Origin of the sequence: Sphingopyxis sp. BSN-002 (genome assembly GCF_022024275.1) — a bacterium.
Taxonomy (GTDB): domain Bacteria; phylum Pseudomonadota; class Alphaproteobacteria; order Sphingomonadales; family Sphingomonadaceae; genus Sphingopyxis.
The window spans coordinates 84,338-102,168 of record NZ_CP091804.1; the positions used below are offsets into that span (position 1 = coordinate 84,338).

At 65.4% G+C, this 17,831-nt stretch carries 24 protein-coding genes; 21 read left to right on the plus strand and 3 right to left on the minus strand.

Annotated elements, in window-relative coordinates:
- Positions 1–23 precede the first annotated feature (23 nt).
- A complete protein-coding gene (locus L7H23_RS00390; protein ID WP_237837398.1) occupies positions 24–722 on the plus strand; it encodes an amino acid racemase in 699 nt (232 codons plus the stop codon).
- 6 nt (positions 723–728) lie between these two features.
- Here the strand turns inward: L7H23_RS00390 and L7H23_RS00395 are convergent, their stop codons facing one another.
- Positions 729–1,136: a DUF2147 domain-containing protein gene (locus L7H23_RS00395; RefSeq protein WP_237837399.1), complete on the minus strand. Its 408-nt coding sequence runs from the start codon at positions 1,134–1,136 to the stop codon at positions 729–731.
- A gap of 106 nt (positions 1,137–1,242) precedes the next feature.
- On the opposite strand from L7H23_RS00395, the gene L7H23_RS00400 reads away from it, so the two are divergent.
- The 8 genes from L7H23_RS00400 to L7H23_RS00435 all read left to right on the plus strand — a co-directional run bounded on the left by L7H23_RS00400 (position 1,243) and on the right by L7H23_RS00435 (position 8,811).
- Positions 1,243–2,457 carry a parallel beta-helix domain-containing protein gene (locus tag L7H23_RS00400; RefSeq protein ID WP_237837400.1) on the plus strand — a complete coding sequence of 405 codons (1,215 nt, stop codon included), beginning with the start codon at positions 1,243–1,245 and terminating at the stop codon, positions 2,455–2,457.
- Entirely contained in the window at positions 2,454–3,476 is a 1,023-nt protein-coding gene (locus L7H23_RS00405) for an SO2930 family diheme c-type cytochrome (RefSeq protein ID WP_237837401.1), read from the plus strand. Before L7H23_RS00400 ends, L7H23_RS00405 begins: the two co-directional genes overlap by 4 nt.
- Positions 3,473–4,105: a maleylacetoacetate isomerase gene (maiA, locus tag L7H23_RS00410; RefSeq protein WP_237837402.1), complete on the plus strand. Its 633-nt coding sequence runs from the start codon at positions 3,473–3,475 to the stop codon at positions 4,103–4,105. Before L7H23_RS00405 ends, maiA begins: the two co-directional genes overlap by 4 nt.
- On the plus strand, positions 4,102–6,150 hold the full coding sequence (locus L7H23_RS00415; RefSeq protein WP_237837403.1) for a TonB-dependent receptor: 2,049 nt from the start codon (positions 4,102–4,104) through the stop codon (positions 6,148–6,150). Before maiA ends, L7H23_RS00415 begins: the two co-directional genes overlap by 4 nt.
- Positions 6,151–6,217: 67 nt before the next feature.
- On the plus strand, positions 6,218–6,664 hold the full coding sequence (locus tag L7H23_RS00420) for a MarR family transcriptional regulator (protein ID WP_237837404.1): 447 nt from the start codon (positions 6,218–6,220) through the stop codon (positions 6,662–6,664).
- Complete coding sequence (locus L7H23_RS00425; RefSeq protein WP_237837405.1) at positions 6,657–6,938, plus strand: HPr-rel-A system PqqD family peptide chaperone; 282 nt, start codon at positions 6,657–6,659, stop codon at positions 6,936–6,938. Before L7H23_RS00420 ends, L7H23_RS00425 begins: the two co-directional genes overlap by 8 nt.
- Positions 6,935–7,801, plus strand: a complete 867-nt coding sequence (locus tag L7H23_RS00430) for an HprK-related kinase A (protein WP_237837406.1) — start codon at positions 6,935–6,937, stop codon at positions 7,799–7,801. The genes L7H23_RS00425 and L7H23_RS00430 overlap by 4 nt, the downstream gene beginning before the upstream one ends.
- Complete coding sequence (locus tag L7H23_RS00435; RefSeq protein WP_237837407.1) at positions 7,798–8,811, plus strand: nucleotidyltransferase family protein; 1,014 nt, start codon at positions 7,798–7,800, stop codon at positions 8,809–8,811. Before L7H23_RS00430 ends, L7H23_RS00435 begins: the two co-directional genes overlap by 4 nt.
- Here L7H23_RS00435 and L7H23_RS00440 read toward each other — a convergent pair.
- Positions 8,808–9,470: an HAD-IA family hydrolase gene (locus L7H23_RS00440; RefSeq protein ID WP_237837408.1), complete on the minus strand. Its 663-nt coding sequence runs from the start codon at positions 9,468–9,470 to the stop codon at positions 8,808–8,810. The two genes, L7H23_RS00435 and L7H23_RS00440, sit on opposite strands and share 4 nt — an antisense overlap.
- Positions 9,471–9,529: 59 nt before the next feature.
- Here L7H23_RS00440 and glmU point away from each other — a divergent pair, with 59 nt between their 5' ends.
- From glmU to L7H23_RS00485, 9 genes are read left to right on the plus strand one after another with little or no spacing between them, the layout of a single operon-like run.
- Positions 9,530–10,876 (plus strand): bifunctional UDP-N-acetylglucosamine diphosphorylase/glucosamine-1-phosphate N-acetyltransferase GlmU, encoded by a 1,347-nt coding sequence (glmU, locus tag L7H23_RS00445; protein ID WP_237837409.1) that lies wholly within the window; start codon positions 9,530–9,532, stop codon positions 10,874–10,876.
- 4 nt (positions 10,877–10,880) lie between these two features.
- Entirely contained in the window at positions 10,881–11,420 is a 540-nt protein-coding gene (locus L7H23_RS00450; protein ID WP_237837410.1) for a GNAT family protein, read from the plus strand.
- Positions 11,417–11,731 carry a hypothetical protein gene (locus tag L7H23_RS00455; protein WP_237837411.1) on the plus strand — a complete coding sequence of 105 codons (315 nt, stop codon included), beginning with the start codon at positions 11,417–11,419 and terminating at the stop codon, positions 11,729–11,731. Before L7H23_RS00450 ends, L7H23_RS00455 begins: the two co-directional genes overlap by 4 nt.
- A gap of 1 nt (position 11,732) precedes the next feature.
- Positions 11,733–12,185 (plus strand): GNAT family N-acetyltransferase, encoded by a 453-nt coding sequence (locus L7H23_RS00460; protein ID WP_237839296.1) that lies wholly within the window; start codon positions 11,733–11,735, stop codon positions 12,183–12,185.
- Between the two features lie 30 nt (positions 12,186–12,215).
- Positions 12,216–12,440 (plus strand): CopG family transcriptional regulator, encoded by a 225-nt coding sequence (locus L7H23_RS00465; RefSeq protein ID WP_237837412.1) that lies wholly within the window; start codon positions 12,216–12,218, stop codon positions 12,438–12,440.
- Positions 12,437–12,805: a PIN domain-containing protein gene (locus L7H23_RS00470; RefSeq protein ID WP_237837413.1), complete on the plus strand. Its 369-nt coding sequence runs from the start codon at positions 12,437–12,439 to the stop codon at positions 12,803–12,805. The genes L7H23_RS00465 and L7H23_RS00470 overlap by 4 nt, the downstream gene beginning before the upstream one ends.
- Before the next feature lie 17 nt (positions 12,806–12,822).
- On the plus strand, positions 12,823–14,646 hold the full coding sequence (glmS, locus tag L7H23_RS00475) for a glutamine--fructose-6-phosphate transaminase (isomerizing) (protein WP_237837414.1): 1,824 nt from the start codon (positions 12,823–12,825) through the stop codon (positions 14,644–14,646).
- The gene (locus L7H23_RS00480; protein ID WP_237837415.1) at positions 14,643–15,143 is read left to right on the plus strand and encodes an STM3941 family protein; all 501 of its coding nucleotides are present in this window, start codon (positions 14,643–14,645) and stop codon (positions 15,141–15,143) included. Before glmS ends, L7H23_RS00480 begins: the two co-directional genes overlap by 4 nt.
- Positions 15,140–15,553: an aldehyde-activating protein gene (locus L7H23_RS00485; RefSeq protein WP_237837416.1), complete on the plus strand. Its 414-nt coding sequence runs from the start codon at positions 15,140–15,142 to the stop codon at positions 15,551–15,553. Before L7H23_RS00480 ends, L7H23_RS00485 begins: the two co-directional genes overlap by 4 nt.
- A 10-nt stretch (positions 15,554–15,563) precedes the next feature.
- Here the strand turns inward: L7H23_RS00485 and L7H23_RS00490 are convergent, their stop codons facing one another.
- Positions 15,564–15,752, minus strand: coding sequence for a hypothetical protein (locus tag L7H23_RS00490; RefSeq protein ID WP_237837417.1), 189 nt, complete (start codon positions 15,750–15,752; stop codon positions 15,564–15,566).
- Between the two features lie 59 nt (positions 15,753–15,811).
- On the opposite strand from L7H23_RS00490, the gene L7H23_RS00495 reads away from it, so the two are divergent.
- From L7H23_RS00495 to L7H23_RS00505, 3 genes are all read left to right on the plus strand, one after another.
- Entirely contained in the window at positions 15,812–16,471 is a 660-nt protein-coding gene (locus L7H23_RS00495) for an HAD family phosphatase (protein WP_237837418.1), read from the plus strand.
- Between the two features lie 22 nt (positions 16,472–16,493).
- Entirely contained in the window at positions 16,494–16,766 is a 273-nt protein-coding gene (locus tag L7H23_RS00500; protein WP_237837419.1) for a hypothetical protein, read from the plus strand.
- A gap of 159 nt (positions 16,767–16,925) precedes the next feature.
- Positions 16,926–17,795, plus strand: coding sequence for a dienelactone hydrolase family protein (locus L7H23_RS00505; protein WP_237837420.1), 870 nt, complete (start codon positions 16,926–16,928; stop codon positions 17,793–17,795).
- The last annotated feature ends 36 nt before the right edge of the window (positions 17,796–17,831 follow it).

The window sequence follows — 17,831 nt, forward strand, 5'->3', positions numbered from 1 at the left end:
TCCTGAACCGGGGAAGTGATCATATGCGTAAAATCGGCCTGATCGGAGGCATGAGCTGGGCCTCGACCGAGCTTTATTACCGGCACCTCAACAAGGGGGTGCAGAAGCGGATCGGGACGTCCTGTTCGGCGCCGATCCTGCTCGAGAGCCTGAACTATTGCGAGCTGTCGCGCATTTCGACCCCCGAACAATGGGCGCATGCGAAAGAGGTGCTGATCGCTTCGGCCAGGCGGCTCGAGGATGCCGGCGCGACCGCGCTGATGATCGCCGCGAACTCGATGCACAAGGTTGCCGAGGATGTCGCGGCGGCGATTTCGATCCCGCTGCTCCACATCGTCGACGAAACGGGCGAGAAGATGAAGGCCGACGGGATCAAGTCGGCGGCGGTGATCGGCACGCGCAATGTGATGACCGAACCCTGGTTCCGTCAGCGCCTCGTCCGCCACGGCCTGACGCTCGCGCCCTATGATGCCGGCCGCGCCGAGGCGATCGACAACATCATCTATGACGAGTTGATGCAGGGCAAGGCGAGCGAGAATTCGCGCCGCACGATGCGCACCTTCATCACCGACATCGCGAAGCAGGACGTGCAGGCGCTGGTCCTCGCCTGCACCGAACTGGTGATGATCGTCGACCCCGACGCCAACATCCTGCCGATCTATGACACGACGCGCATTCATGTCGCGGCGGGGGTCGACTGGATATTGGGCGACGCGCCCTGATGGGCGCTAGGCCATCCGGGTCCAGGTGACGGTGCGGCAGAAGACCGCGACGCAGCCTTTCATCGTCAGCTTGTTGCCCTTCACGCGGAGGTGCGCCGTGTAATAGCGGCCGTCCTCCGGGCTGTAGCCTTCGCCCTTCCAGCCGTCGCCGTTCGGCGCGAGGTCCCAGTAGATCTGCAGCCCGGCAACCTGTCGGGTGCGCTTCGCCTTGTCGGGGTTGCGCTCGTCGCGCTGGCCGCCCGCCGGCTGCTTGATCAGCAATCGCTCGATCTTGCCGCACATCTTCGTTCCGCACGGCGCCATGACGACGATTCCCTTGCCGTCGTCGGTCTTCCAGCGACCCGTAATCGACGCGGGCGCGGCGGCGGATGCCGACACGGCCATCATGGCGACAAGCGCCAGTCCCATTCTCATATACACTGCGACCACTCCCCGGTTTATTAGCTACACGCATGTCAGCAACACGCTTGGCATCCGTCAAGTCTTGCCGCATGCTGGCGTGAAAACAAGGGAGAGACTTATGCGATTCCACAGCCTTCGCCACGCGGCAACGCTTTGCATCCTCGCAGCCTGTGCTGCCCATCCGGCGGCGGCGAAGACGATCAGCGTCAGTGCAGGAACGCCCGACGCCAATGAAAAGCTGCAGGAAGCGCTGATCCTTGCCGAACCCGGCGACACGGTCGAACTGGGCGCGGGGACGTGGAAGCTGACCGACGGGCTGTCGCTCGATGTGGCGAACGTCACGGTCCGCGGCGCAGGCACCGACGAGAAAGGCTCGATCCTCGACTTCTCGGGCCAGCAAGGGGCAGGCGAGGGGCTGCTCGTCACCTCGGACGATGTGCTGCTGACGGGTTTCGCGGTAATCAACACGAAGGGCGACGGGATCAAGTCGAAGGGCGCCGACCGCATCGTCTATCACAAGCTGCGCGTCGAATGGACCGCGGGGCCGAAGGCGACGAACGGTGCCTACGGCGTCTATCCGGTCGAAAGCACCGACGTGCTGATCGACAGCGTCTTCGTGCGCGGGGCGTCGGATGCCGGCATTTACGTCGGCCAGTCGAAGAACATCGTCGTGCGCGATTCGATTGCGCAGGAAAATGTCGCCGGAATCGAGATCGAGAACAGCTTCGACGCCGACGTCCACGACAATATCGCGACGCGCAACACCGGCGGCATCCTGGTCTTCGACCTGCCCAGCCTGCCGCAACAGGGCGGTCACAATGTCCGCGTGTTCAGCAACGAGATCAGGGACAACAGCACCCCGAATTTCGCGCCGAAGGGCAATATCGTCGCGAGCGTGCCGACCGGCACCGGCGTGCTGGTGATGGCGAACCGCAATGTCGAGGTGTTCGACAATGTGATGGAGAGCAACGGCACCGCCAACGTGATGATCGTCGGCTACCGCTATCCCTATGAGGATGCGAAATATCAGCCGCTGCCGAGGGCGATCGTCGTGCGCGACAACGAACATGGCAAGGCGGGCTATGCCCCGGCGTTCGAGGGGGGCGACCAGATCGCCGCCGCGCTGGGCGGATCGCTGCCGCCGGTGCTGTGGGACGGCGCGGGCGATGCGGTGGTGCTCGACAAGGTAGGCGTGCTATCGCTCGGCCTGCCCGACGTGAAGACGCCGCGCAGCGAAGCGAAGCCGCAGCCCGCGGACCTGTCGAAGGCGACGCTGCCGGCGGCGCTGCCCGAAATCCGGCTTCCGGCGAGCATGGAGGCGAAGGTCAAGTGAGACGGCTTGCCGCGGCGCTTCTCGCCGCGCTGCTCTGCGCCAGCGGCGCTTCGGCGGTGTCGGAGCCGATGCCCGACCAGTCGGTGATCGACGGCACCACGATGCCGGCGAAGCTGTCGGCGTTCGGGCTGTTTCGCGCGGGGACGAGCGAGCCGCTCTCGGCATTGCTGCCCTATAGCCTGCATACGCCGCTATTCAGCGACTATGCCGAAAAGCATCGTGCAGTCTGGATGCCGCCGGGAACCAATGCCCCGATCGGCCGCGACGGCGTCCCGGGCTTTCCGGTCGGAACGGTGATCGTCAAAAGCTTCGGCTGGCCCGACTGGAACGGCGGAAAGCCCGTCGAGACGCGGCTGCTGATCCGCCGTGCAAGCGGCTGGGTCGCGCTACCGTACATATGGGACGCCGACGGCAAGGACGCTTCGCTGGCGATCGCGGGACGGCGCATTCCGGTGACGTTCAAGAGCCCCGACGGCGTGTCGCACAGCATCAACTATGCGGTGCCGAACAAGAACCAGTGCAAGGAATGCCACAGCCTGAAGGGCGAGATCGTGCCGATCGGACCCAAGGCGAACAATCTGGAGTTCGGCGCCGATTCCTCGCGCTTCTTCTCTTTCCCGGCCATGCGCATCGCGCCGATGCCGAAGTGGGACGATCCGAAGAGCGGATCGCTGCAGGATCGCGCGCGCGCCTATCTCGCGGTCAATTGTTCGCATTGCCACAATCCCGAAGGCAGCGCATCGAACAGCGGGCTGTTCCTGCGCTGGACCGATACCGTGACGGTCAATTACGGTATCGAAAAGCGGCCGACCGCGGCGGGCAGGGGCAGCGGCGGTATGGATTTCGCCATTGCGCCCGGCGACCCCGACCACAGCTTCCTGATCTATCGTCTCGAAAGTCTCGACCCGGGTATCGCGATGCCCGAACTCGGGCGTTCGACGGTGCACAAGGAAGGCGCCGCGCTGCTGCGGCAATGGATTGCGGAGATGCCGAAGGACAGGCAGAAGCCTGCTTCATGACCGCGCTCGTTCTCCACGATTATTTCCGCTCGTCGGCCAGCTTCCGCGTCCGCATCGCGCTCAATCTGAAAGGGCTCGATTACGAGCGCGTCGAGATCAGCCTGATCGCGGGCGAGCAGAAGAGCGACGCCTATCTCGCGCAAAACGCGCAAGGCTTCGTGCCAATGCTCGTCGCCGACGGCGAGACGATCATCCAGAGTATGGCGATCATCGACTGGCTCGACCGCGCCTATCCCGAACGGCGGCTGATTCCCGATGAGCCGATGCCGCGCGCGGTCGCGCTGGCGCAGGCGCAGGTGATCGCGAGCGATATCCACCCGCTCAACAATCTGCGCGTGCTCAAATATCTCACCAACAATCTGGGTCTCAACGAGATCACCAAGGATCGCTGGATCCACGAATGGATATGGCAGGGCTTCGACGCGCTCGAGGCGATGGCGGGCGAGGGTCAATATCTCGGCGGCGACGCGCCGGGGATCGCCGACTGCTGCCTCGTACCGCAGATGTACAATGCGCGGCGTTTCGAGGTGCCGCTCGACAGCTATCCGCGTCTGGTCGCAATCGATGCGGCGTGCATGGAACTGGAAGCCTTTAAAAAGGCGCATCCCGATGCGGTGAAGCCCGCGTGATCCGGCTGCTGGTCGGGGTTTCGGCGCTGGCATTGCCGGCAACGGCGATGGCGCAGGTCGATTACGAGGGCGATATCGACTGGACGACGGCCGATCCGGGCATCCTGCGTAGTCCCTATGACATCGTGGTTCGCGGCGGCCTGCTTCAGCACAATGACGGTGACCTGGTCCAGGGCAGCGCAATCCTGACGGATTTGCAACCCGGCCTTGGTGCGCGTGTCGAAAACCGCCTGCGCGACGAAGCCGGGCTGGTCCAGTTCCGCCGTTCCGACGGTCGCAGCGCTCACCCGACCAGCCAGGGCGTCACGCTCCGCGGTCTTGGCGGCAATGCGTCGAGCCGCGCGCTGGTGACGCTCGACGGCGTGCCGCAGGCCGACCCGTTCGGCGGCTGGGTCGCCTGGTCGGCTTACGACGCGATCAATCTCGGCGGCATCATCGTGACGCGCGGCGGTGGGAGCGGCATCGACGGCCCCGGCGCGCTGGCGGGAACCATCGGGCTTTATTCGACGATGACTTATGGCGTCGAAACAAGCGCCGCCTATGGCAGCCGCGATAGCTGGGACATTTCCGGGTCGGCGGGCGGCATGCTTGGAGACGGCCAGATCGCCGTTGACGGCCGCTACAGCCGGGGTGACGGGTTTGTTCCGGTTGCCGAAGGGCAGCGTGGCAGCGTCGATCGCCCGGCACCTTATGAGCAGGGCGGGCTCGGGCTGCGCCTGCGCTTCGATGCCGGCGACAACAGCCGCGTTGAAGCGAGCGTGCGCGGCTTTTCGGACCGGCGCGACCGCGGCACCGATTTCACGACGAGCAAGGTCGACGGCGCCGACGCAAGCGTCCGCTTTGTCCACGATCCCTATGGCGCGACGCAGTGGCTTGCGCTTGCCTATATCCAGCTTCGCGATTTCGACAGCGGCTTCGCCAGCGTCGCGGCGGGGCGGAACAGCGTCGTGCCTGCCCTGTTCCAGCGTGTCCCCGCGACGGGGCTGGGAGCCCGCGTCGAAGTGCGCCCCAGAGTCGATGGCGAAAACCCGCTGCGCGTTGGCCTCGACTGGCGGCGAACGGTCGGCCGCACCGAGGAGGATTTCCTGTTCACCGGCGTTGTCCCGGGCCGCCACCGTATCGCGGGCGGTAGCAGTGATACCGTCGGCGCCTTTGCCGAATGGACGTCGGGCGATGCGGATTATGACTTCCTCTGGACACTGAGCGGCCGCCTTGACCATTGGTCGCTTGGGCAGGGCTATCGGCTCGAACGCAATATCGGCGGGTCGGTGATCACCAATCTTGGCTTCGCCTCGCGCGACGGCTGGGAGGGAAGCGGCCGCGCGGGTGTACGGTGGAGATCGGACGCCTTCTCGCTCCGCGCCGCCGCCTATCGCGGCTGGCGCCTGCCAACGCTCAACGAACTTTACCGCCCTTTCCGTGTCGGTGCCGAGGTCACGACCGCGAACGAGGCGCTGGAACCGGAGCGGCTATGGGGCGGAGAGATCGGAGCGGACTGGGCACCCGATGATACCAAGCTGTCGGTGACGCTGTTCGCGAACCATCTGTCGAATGCGATCGCCAATGTGACGCTCGCGCCGAACCTCAACCAGCGGCAGAATCTCGACGCGATCGACAGCAAAGGGATCGAACTGAGCGCCGAGCATCGATGGAGCTTTGCAACGCTGCGCGCGACTTATGCCTATACCGATGCCAAGGTCGATGCCTCGGGCGCGGCGCTGGCGCTCGACGACCGCCGCCCTGCGCAGATCGCCAAACATGCCGGCAGCATCTCGCTGCGCAGCAACAGCAGCGGACCGCTGGGCGGCTTTGCGACGCTGCGCTATATGGGCAAACAGAATGAGGACGACCTCGGCCTCCTCGAACTCGACGATGCGCTGACGCTCGATGCCGGACTATCGTGGCGCTTCTCCGAGGGCATCACCGTCGAGGCGCGGGGCGAAAATCTGACCAACGAGCTGGTCCCCGCGGCCATCTCTTCGGCGGGGATCGTCGAGCGCGCGACCCCGCGCACGCTCTGGCTGGGCGCGCGCGTCACATTCTGACCTTCACAGCGGCGGATTCGGCGATAGGGTGAGGGCGCCCGGGAAGGCGCTTGAGAGTGGGAAAAACATGGCCGCGAAGAAACTGAATCTCGACAATTTCCTGCCCTATCGCCTGTCGATCGCCTCGAACGCGCTGTCGGAGCGCATCGCGACCGAATATCAGAACCGCTTCGGGCTGAAGATTCCCGAATGGCGGCTGATGGCGGTGCTCGGCGAGGGCAAGCCGCTGACCCAGCGTGAGCTGGTCGCGGCGACGCGCATGGACAAGGTGACGGTCAACCGCGCGGCGAAGGCGCTGGCCGACCGCCAGCTCATCGCGCGGCAGGCGCACGAGGCCGACGGCCGTTCGCACCATCTGGAGCTGACCGAAACCGGGCGCTCGCTTTACGAGGCGATCGCGCCGGCGGCGCTGGCCAGCGAGGCGCGGCTCGAATCGAACATCACCGCCGCCGAGCGCGAAACCCTGCTCGCGATCCTCGCCAAGCTGACCGCCGCCGCCGAAGACTATGGCTGACCATGGCTATCGCGCCGCGCCCGCCGACGCGCTGCGCATCGAGGCACTCGGCGAGCTGACCGCCATTTTCGATCGCCGGTCGATGCAGACGCACCTCGTCATATCGCCGATGCCGGAGATTCTGGCGTCGATGGACGACGGCATCCACACCGCAGCGACGATTGCAGGGCGGCTGGCGGCGGATTTCGACCTCGACGCCGAAGGCGATGCGGGGCTCGTCATCGCCGAGCGGCTTGCCGAGCTGGCGGCGATGGGGCTGGTGGCCGGGGCGTGAGATACAGTACGCGCATTGCCGTAGGACCGGTCCAGTTCCGCGTCGGCAGCGACTGGCGTGAACCGGTCGCGGCGTTGGAAAAGCTCTACGCGGGCTATCCGCAAGACGACACCCGGCCCGCCGACGCGACCGTGAGGCTCTTCGCGGCGCGGCCGTGGCGGCGCTGGCTGCGGCCGTCGGTGCATATCGGCGGCGATTTCGTGGTTCCCGACGCGCTGCCGCTGCCGCTGTCGATGGGGCTGCTCGCCGCCGAAATGGGGATGAATTTGCAGGTCGCGCTCGGCTGGCGGCGGCATATGCTGCTGCACGCGAGCGCGGTCGCGCGGGGCGGCCGCGCGGTCATCATGTCGGGTGAGTCCGGGTCGGGCAAATCGACCCTTGCTGCTTTGCTTGGCGAGGGCGACTGGCGCTTGATGGGCGACGAGTTCACACTGCTCGATCCGGCGAGCGGCGACGCGCTGGCTTTTCCTCGCGCGGTGAGCCTGAAGAACGAGGCGATTGCCGAAATGGCTACGCGCGTCGATGCGGCACGGCTGGGACCGTTGCTCGCGGGAACGCCGAAGGGCGATATCCGGCACCTGATCCCGCGGCCCGACGCGATTGCGGCGATGCATGAACCGGCGCGCCCGGCGCTGATTCTCTTCCCGCGCTTCGGCGGCGAAGCGGCGATCGAACCGATGGGGGAGGGTGAAGCTTTCGTCCGGCTGACCGAGGCCTCGACCAATTATATCGCGCTGGGTGAGCCTGGCTTCGCCGCACTGACGCGGCTCGTTCGCGAGACGCCCGCGTTCGGCATCGCCTATCCCGACAGCGCGACCGGCATGGCGCTGGTCGAGCAATTGTGGGCGGAGGCAGTGCGATGAGCGCGGTGCAGACGCTGGTCGACCTGTTCGCGGGGCGGCGGGATGCCGCTACGCTTGCAACAGGAGAATGGGAGGGCGTGATCGGTGTCGCGCGCACCGAGGCGATGTTGGCGACCCTGTCGCACCGCCTCGAAGCTGCCGACCTGCCCCCGACCGTTGCCCTGCTTTTCGCCGATCAACGCGCGGCGGCGCAGGTCGCGCAGGATCAGGCGCTTTGGGAAGCCGAAATGGCGCGCCGCGCGCTCGCGCCCGAGGGGATCGAGTTTGTGCTGCTGAAGGGCACCGCCTATGCTGCGGCAGGGCTGTCATGCAGTGCGGGGCGCCAGATCGGCGATCTCGATATCCTTGTCCTCGCGTCCGACATCCGCCGCGCCGAGAACGAACTGCTCGAGGCGGGGTGGGAGTGGGTCAAGTCGGACCCCTATGACGACCATTATTACCGCGAGCATATGCACGAGCTGCCGCCGCTGATCCACAAGGCGCGCGACCGGATGATCGATGTCCACCACACGATCCTGCCCCGGACGCACCGCATCACGCCCGACGCGCTCTCGCTGGTCAGCGATGCGGTGACGACGGCAGGCGGCTTTGCCATTCTCAACCCGGAAGATATGGCGTGCCATTGCGCCGCGCATATGCTCGCCGACGGCGATCTGCAGGGCGGGCTTCGCAATCTGTGGGATTTTCATTGCCTGACGCGCGACTTCGCCGCGGCGGACGCCGGCTTCTGGGGCAAGCTCGACGCGCGCGCCGATCTGCACGGCCTCCGTGCGCCAGTTCATCGGGCCGCGCGGCTGGCGCGTGATCTCTATGCGGCAGAGCTGCCGTCGGGCTGGGACCGGCAAGAATCCGGCGACATCTGGTATCGCCGCCGCCTGTTCGCGCGCGACGACTGGGGGCGGCCCACGAACTTTGCGCTGCAACAGGCCTTCTACATCCGTTCGCACTGGCTGCGCATGCCGCCACAAATGCTCGCGAGGCATCTCTGGACGAAGTGGCGCAAGCGTTAGAGGCGTTCGAGCAGCGGGATCAGTTCGTCATAATGGCCGATCACATGATCGGCGCCGAACTCCGCCGCGGGACGGTCGAGGAAACCGAAGCCGACGAGGATGCTTGGTACGCCGGCATTCCGGGCTGCCATGATGTCGTAGATGCTGTCGCCGACGAAAGCCGTCCGTCCGCCGCCGCTTTGTTCGATCATAGCGAGGATCGGCTCGGGCGAAGGCTTGCGGACGCCCACCGTGTCGCCGCCGACGATCGCCGCGAAGCGGTCGGCAAGATCGAGTTCGGCCAGCAACCGGCGCGCGAGACCCTCGGCCTTGTTGGTCGCGACGGCGCTCCGGACGCCAAGCGCGTCGAGCCGGTCGAGAGCGTTGATCAGCCCGGGGAAGGGGCGGCTGTGCACCGCGATATGCGCGCCATAATAGCGGAGCAGTTCGGGATAGAGCCGCTCGACCGCGCCTTCGGGGACACCGCCAGTCGCAGCGAGCCCCTGTTCGAGCATATGCTTCGCGCCGAGCCCGATCATCGGCTGCACCTCGGCGACGGTCAGCGGTGCGCGATCGAGCAGCGACAGCGCATGGTTCACCGCGGCTGTCAGGTCGCCCGCGGTGTCGATCAAGGTGCCGTCGAGATCGAAGCCGATAATGCGGAAGGGAAAGTCGCTCATGGCCGTCCGCATGGCGCGATGTGCTGGAATCTGCAACGATTTGCTGGCATGGGGCGCGCATGACCAATCCGATCGCTGCCGTCATTCTCGCTGCGGGCAAGGGCACCCGCATGAAGTCCGACCTCCACAAGGTGCTCCACCCGATTGCCGGGCGCCCGATGCTGCTACACCTGATGGCGAGCGTCGATGCGCTGAACCCCACGAAGAAGGTCGTGATCGTTGGCGACAAGGCCGACCAACTCGAAGCCGCGCTGGCGGGCAGCGCCGATCTGGCGGTGCAGGATCCGCAGCTCGGCACCGGCCATGCGGTGCAGCAGGCGGAGCAGGCGCTCGCGGGTTTCGATGGCGACGTTCTGATCCTCTATGGCGACGTGCCGTTCGTGCCGACCGCGACGATGCAGGCGATGATCGACCGGCTGAACGCGCCCGATGCGCCCGCGGTGGTCGTGCTCGCCTTCGAGCCCGCCGATGCGCAGCAATATGGCCGCGTGATCACCGAAGGCGACCGCGTGACCAAGATGGTCGAGCACAAGGATGCGACCGACGCCGAACGCGCGGTGAGGCTCTGCAATTCGGGGCTGATGGCGGCGAAGGCGCGCGACCTGTTCGCGCTGCTGTCGCGCGTGACCGACGACAATGCGGCGAAGGAATATTACCTCGTCGATATCGTCAATATCGCCAATGCCGACAGGCGGCATTGCGCGGTCGTCAAGACCGATCCCTATGATGTCGCGGGCATCAACAGCCGCGGCGAGCTCGCCGCGATGGAGGGCGAATGGCAGGCGCGGCGGCGCGTATCGGCGATGGCCGAGGGCGCCAGCCTGATCGCGCCCGACACCGTCTGGTTCGCATGGGATACCGAACTCGGCCGCGACGTGACGGTCGAACCCAACGTCTTTTTCGGCCCCGGGGTCAAAGTGTCCGACGGCGTGAAGATCCGGGCGAACAGCCATATCGAGGGCGCGATCATCGGCGCCGGCTGCGAGGTCGGTCCGTTCGCGCGCCTCCGCCCCGGCACGATCCTCGGCGAGAAGGCCAAGATCGGCAATTTCGTCGAAGTGAAGAAGGCGACCCTCGGTAAGGGCGCGAAGGCGAACCATCTGACCTATCTGGGCGATGCAACGATCGGCGCCGGCGCGAACATCGGCGCGGGGACGATCACATGCAATTACGACGGCTATTTTAAGTATAAGACCGAGATCGGCGAGAATGCCTTCATCGGATCGAACAGCGCGCTCGTCGCGCCGGTGAAGATCGGCCGCGATGCGATCGTCGCGGCGGGCAGCGCGGTGACGCGCGACGTTGCCGACGGCGAACTGCGGCTCGTGCGCGGCGAACAGCTGGTCAAACCTGGCTGGGCCGATCGCTTCCACGACGCGATGCGCAAGAAGAAGGCCGGAAAATAAGCGCATGCCCGCGCCGACGCTGACGACCGCGCGCCTCGTGCTGCGCCAGCTGCGTGAGGATGATGCCGCCGCGCTGTTTCCGGTGCTGTCCGATCCCGAGGTGATGATCTGGTGGTCGAGCGGACCGCACACATCGCCGGCCGAGACGGCCGATTATGTCAAAGGCAATGCCAGCGAAGGGCAGGGCTATCTGTGCTGGGCGATCACGGCGGGCGATGACGTCGCGCTCGGGTGGGTGATCCTGATCGATGGCAAGCCCGACGTGAAGGAGGTCGGCTATATCCTCCACCGCGACCAATGGGGCAAAGGCATTGTGCGCGAGGCGGTGGCGCGGGTGATCGACTACGGGTTTGGCGAGCTGAAACTGCGCCGTATCTTTGCCGATACCGACCCCGAAAACCCGGGCTCGATCGGCCTGCTCGAACGGCTGGGCTTCCAGCGCGAGGGCCGGCTGCGCGGCGAGTGGGAAACGCATATCGGCGTGCGCGATTCGCTGATTTACGGCCTGCTCCGCGACGAGTGGGCGATGGAGAAGACGAGATGAGTGATCGCTATACCGACAAGCCCTTCCTGCGTTACGTCGATGCCTGGGTGCTCGACGCGATCGGCCATCTCGACGAGCCGACGCGCGCCTATTGCGTCGCGATGGAACCGACGATCCGCCAGAGCCTTCGCCTGAACGGCAACTGGAAGCAGATGGTTGCGCAGCAGATGAAGTTCGCGCCCGACCTTGCCGGGCAGATTCGCAAGATCTGGGAAGACGGCAAAGCCCGCTTTGAACAAGGTAACGGGCGTCCCGCCGATCCCGTGCAATTCGCGATGACCTTCGTCGACCGCAATTTCGGCCGTGCCTGACATGATCGTTCGACTCGTAGAGCGTTCCGACCATGACCGCTGGCTTCCCCTGTGGGACGGCTACAACGCTTTCTATGGCCGCAGCGGAGATACGGCGCTGGCGCCGGAGATCACAGCCGCGACATGGGAACGCTTCTTCGATCCCTATGAGCCGATGTTCGCGCTCGTCGCCGAACAGGATGGCGTGCTGCTCGGCCTGACCCACTATCTGCTCCACCGCAGCACGACCTCGCTATTGCCCTCGCTCTATCTGCAGGATCTGTTCACGACGGCAGATGCGCGGGGCAAAGGCGTCGGGCGCGCGCTGATCGAGGCGGTGTACGACGCGGCGCGGGGGCTGGGGCTGGCGCGCGTTTACTGGCAGACGCACGAAACGAACGACACCGCGATGCAGCTCTATGACCGGATCGCCGAGAAGTCCGGCTTCCTCGTCTATCGAAAGCTGCTCGATTGACATGATATCATGATATGATATCAATGGCGCATGCGTTTCCTCGCCGACATTCCCGATTCCGACGTCGAATGGCTCGACACGCTTGCCAATGAGCAGGGCGTGTCGCGCGCCGAGCTCGTGCGGCGTGCCGTCGCGGCCTATCGCGCCGACGTGTCCGGCGATGCGGTCGACAATGCGTTCGGCATCTGGAAGGGCCGCGACGACATCGGCGACGGGCTGAAATATCAGCGGCGCCTGCGGGGTAAGCGCGAATGATCGACGCGCAGTTCGATAGCGATATCCTGATCGACGCGCTCAACGGCGTCGAGGCGGCGCGCGGGGAGATTCGTCGTGCGGGGCGCAAGAGCATCAGCCGGGTGAGCTGGACCGAAGTCATGTCGGCGGCCGACGCTCAGAGCCTGAAAGCCGTCGAAGCCTTTCTGGGCTGCTTTCAGGTCGAGGAGATCGGCGATGCCGTCGCGCGGCGCGCCGCCGCTTTGCGCGCCGAACGCAAGGGCTTGACCCTCGCCGACGCTTTCGTACTGGCGACCGCACAGATCAGCGGCCGCATCCTCGTGACACGCAATATCAAGGTGTTTCCGGCATCGATGCCGGGTATTCGCATTCCCTACACGCTCTAGAAGAAAGCATAGCCCCCATGTGCGGAATTATCGGAATCATCGGCACGGCCCAGGTCGCGGACCGCCTCGTCGAAGGGCTGCGGCGTATGGAATATCGCGGCTATGATTCCGCGGGCGTCTGCACGGTCGAGGGCGGCCAACTGATCCGCCGCCGCGCCGAAGGCAAGCTGAACAATCTCGTCAAGGAGCTCGCGGGCAACCCCGCGCCCGGCACCGTCGGCATCGCACACACGCGCTGGGCGACACACGGCGCGCCGACGACGAGCAACGCGCACCCGCATGCGACGGGCGAGATCGCGCTCGTGCACAACGGGATTATCGAGAATTTCAAGCCGCTGCGTGAAGCACTGCAGGCGCGCGGCCGCACTTTCGAGAGCGAGACCGATACCGAAGTCGTCGCGCATCTGGTCAGCGAGCAGGTCGAGGCAGGTCTGTCGCCGCAGGATGCGGTCAAGGCCGTGCTGCCGCAGCTTCGGGGTGCCTTTGCGCTCGCGATCGCCTTTCGCCAGCATCCCGACCTGCTGATCGGCGCGCGCCTCGGCTCGCCGCTCGTCGTCGGCTATGGCGAGGGCGAGACCTATCTCGGCTCCGACGCGCTCGCGCTGGCGCCGCTGACGCAGAAGATCGCCTATCTCGACGAAGGCGACTGGGTCGTGATCACCCGCGACGGCGCGCAGATCTACGACGCCGCGAATAATCCCGTGACGCGCGAGATCACGACCTCGGGCGTCACCGCCGCGGCGGTCGAGAAGGGCAATTACCGCCACTTCATGCAGAAAGAGATTTTCGAGCAGCCGACCGTCGTCGCGCAGACGCTCTCCTCCTACATCCGCCCGCTCGAACAGACCGTCGCACTGCCACAGATGGATTTCGACCTGTCGAAGATCGAGCGCATCACGATCGTCGCGTGCGGCACCAGCTTCTACGCCGGCATGGTCGCCAAATACTGGTTCGAGACCTTCGCGCGCGTTCCGGTCGACATCGATGTCGCGTCGGAGTTCCGCTACCGCGATCCGGTGCTTCAGCCCGGCGGGCTCGCCCTCTTCATCTCGCAGTCGGGTGAAACCGCCGACACGCTCGCGGCGCTCCGCCATTGCAAGGCCAATGGGCAGACGATCGCGGTCGTCGTCAACGTCCCGACCAGCAGCATGGCGCGCGAGGCCGACCTGCTGCTCCCGACGCACGCCGGTCCCGAAATCGGCGTCGCTTCGACCAAGGCCTTTACCTGCCAGCTCGCGGTGCTCGCGGCACTCTCGGCACATCTCGCGCTCAAGAAGGGCAAGCTCAGCGCGGCCGACGAGCATGAGATCGTCAAGCATCTGATCGAAGCCCCCGCCGCGCTCAACGCCGCGCTCGCGCACGACGAAGAGATCTCGAAGATGGCGCACCTCGTCGCCCCGGCACGCGACGTTCTCTATCTCGGCCGCGGCCCCGATTATCCGCTCGCCCTCGAAGGCGCGCTCAAGCTCAAGGAAATTTCCTACATCCACGCCGAGGGCTACGCGTCGGGCGAGATGAAGCACGGCCCGATCGCGCTGATCGACGAGGCGGTCCCCGTGATCGTCCTCGCGCCGTCGGGCCCGCTGTTCGAAAAGACCGTCAGCAACATGCAGGAAGTCATGGCGCGCGGCGGCAAGGTCGTGCTGATCAGCGACGCCGAGGGCCTCGCCGAAGCCGGCGATGGCTGCATGGCGACGATCGAAATGCCCAAGGTCCACCCGCTGATCGCGCCGCTCGTTTATGCGGTGCCGGTGCAGCTCCTAGCCTATCATGTGGCGGTGGCGAAGGGGACCGATGTCGACCAGCCGCGCAATCTGGCGAAGTCGGTGACAGTGGAGTGACCGGACGGACTTTCGCCGCGCGATCCTCGCCCTGGCGCCTTGCGCTGCTCGCGCTGGGCGCTGCGGCGTTCGTCTTCGGAGGGCTGCTCATCGCAGGGATGTTCGGCCCGTCGATCCGTCCGGGTAGTGAATGGATCGGCTGGCTATGTGTCGCCTTTTTCGGTCTTGGTGGCATCGTGGCAGTGCGGCGCATATTCGATGGAGGCGACGTCGTTCGCATTTCCGCAAGCGGCATATATTTCAAATCATGGTCGGAACAGACGATCCCGTGGTCAGAGATTGTCGACGTAAGTGTCTGGGAATTTCAGCGCCAAAAATCGATTATTCTCCACCTTCGCACTCCCGACCGGTTTCCGTCGACCAAATTGCTCGGCAAAGTGGCTGGCGCTAATCGCGCTCTTACCGGAGGCGACATTCCCGTCAGCCTGACCGGTACCGATGGCAGTTTCGAGGACGCGATGACCGCTATCGCTCACTATCGCCAGAGGGGTTCATGAGCTGGGACACCACCTGCCACTGCGGCGCCGTCTCGGTGCGGCTCGCCAAGGCGCCCGAGGAAATCGCCGAGTGCAATTGCTCGCTCTGCTTCTCGCACGGCATCCTCTGGGCCTATTATTCGCCGCGCGATGTCGTGATCGAGGGCGCAACCCAAACCTATAACCGCGCCGATCGGCCGAATCCCAATTCGGACCTGCATTTCTGTGCCACCTGCGGCTGCTCGACCCACTGGTCGGCGACCGAAGGACTGGTCGAGCGGATGGGGGGCGAGGTCGACCTGATGGGCGTCAACATGCGCCTGTTCGCGCCGGAGCAGCTCAGCGGGATCAGACATAGCTTTCCCGACGGGCGTCACTGGTCGGGCGAAGGGCCTTGGGGCTATGCGCGTGACGCCGGGGTCATGCCCTGACGCGAGCGACTCACTCCGCCGCGTTGGCCTGCGCCAGAATCGACGCCGCAATGTCCTCGATTTTGCCAGCAACCAGCAGCGGGGCGCCGCCGACCATGCCCACCTGGGTCTGGCCGTTCTCATAGTCGCGAAGCCAGGCGACATTTTCGGCGACGACGAGATAATCGCCGCCGCGCGATTTCAGGGTGATGAACTTCATGGCTATGTCTCCTGACTCCGATGACCCTAGGTGTGAAGTATGAAGATATTGAGGTTCGCATGACGCCCGCCGCCATCATTTTCGACTTCGACGGCGTGATCGCCGACAGCGAGGTCCGCGCGAATATGTCGCTCGCCGAAAGCCTGACCGCGGTCGGCATGCCGACGACCTATGACGAATGCCTGCGCGACTATTACGGCCACAACTGGCAGGAGACGCAGCGGCGGATCGAGGCGCGCTTCGGGCGCGCGCTGCCCGCGGATTTCCGCGAGACGCATCGCGTCCGGGCGCGGGCCCGTTTCATGGAGGGGTTCGATGCGGTTCCCGGCGCGCCGGCTTTCCTCGATACGCTGGGATCGCTGCCGCGCGCGATCGCTTCTTCGAGCCGCGCAGAGTATATCGACTGGGCGCTCGGGCTGTTCGGCCTGCGTCATCATTTCGGCGAGCATATCTACAGCGCAGACGGCTGGGACCGCGGGAAGCCGTACCCCGACATCTATCTCGCCGCAGCGAAGGGGCTGGGGCTGGATCCCGCGGCCTGCCTCGCCATCGAAGACTCTCCGACCGGTGCGCAGGCAGCCCTCGCGGCAGGAATGACCGTCGTCGGCTTCTGCGGAGCAAGCCATATCGTCGACCGCGCCGCGCATGGCGAAATGCTGCGCAGCACCGGCGTGCATCGTCTTGCCTTTGCCTTCGACGAGATTAGCATCGCCGCCTGATCCATTTTTCGGGGGAGAAGAAATGGTCTGGAATATCCTCTGGCCGCTGATGCTGATTTTCTCGGTCGTAGTTTTGCCGATGTGGCTGTGGCGGCGGATGAAGTCGGTCCAGCAGGCCGCGCGCGAAGCGCTCGACGACGAGCCGGCGCGGGGTGAAGCCGCATGGGAAGAGACCACCACCTCGGGCGACGGTCTGAACTATGGCCGGGCGCAGGCTTATGATCCTGTGCTGGCCAAGGCGTCGCGCGATGCGGAGCATGTCGACGATATCAAGAATCTCGAAGGGCGCCGCTGAGCCGGGCTTTCCTATTATATACGGCCGTGCTTAGCTGCCTCTGTAACCATCGGTCGATGCAATGCGATTTGCGAGTGAAGTTGCGCAATTTCCTGCGGCTTTGCGCGAATCGCTGCCGCGGCGATCTTTGACAGCGGGGCGGGGGAAGAGGAGAGAGCGATGTGCAATGAAATCACCGAAGCCGATCTCGATCGCGCAGGCGTCCCCGTAAACCGGCGGAGCTTTGGTACGCTCGTCGGTGCAGGAGCGCTTGCTTCGATGCTGCCGGTCTCCGCCGGCGCCGCCGGACCGGTGAAAGGCCGCGATGTCGAGATACGGACCGCCGAAGGCGTTGCCGACGCCTATTTCGTCGCGCCATCCGAAGGCAGGCATCCGGGCGTGCTCGTGTGGCCCGACATTCGCGGCCTGCGTCCGGCGTTTCGCCAGATGGCCGACCGGCTGGCGGGAGAGGGCTATGCGGTGCTGACCGTGAACCCCTTCTACCGCTGGCAGAAGTCACCCGTCGTCGATGCCACGAACGACTTCAACGACCCCGCGATCCGCGACAAATTGTTCGGCTATCTGAAGCAACTGACGAAGCCGCTGGTGACGACCGACGCGACCGCGCATCTGGCGTTTCTCGACGCGCAGAAGGAGGTCGATACCCGGCGCAAGCTTGGCACGACCGGCTATTGCATGGGCGGTGCGATGACGGTCTATACTGCGGCGCTGCGGCCCGAGCGCGTCGGCGCTGCGGCGAGCTTCCACGGCGGCGGGGTCGGCACCGACAAGCCCGACAGCCCGCACCTGCTGATCCCCGAGACGAAGGCGGGCTATCTGTTCGCGATCGCCGACAACGACGACAAGCAGGACCCCGAAGAGAAGAACCGGCTGAACGCCGTCCTGACCCCGCGCAAGCAATGGCACGAGGTCGAGGTCTATGCCGGCGCGATGCACGGCTGGTGTCCGCCCGATGGCCGCGCCTACAACGAAGCGGCCGCCGAAAAGGCGTGGGGCCGCATGCTCGAACTGTTCAAGGCGAGCCTCTAGATTCGATTCGCTTTCCTCCCCGGAAACCGTAGATTT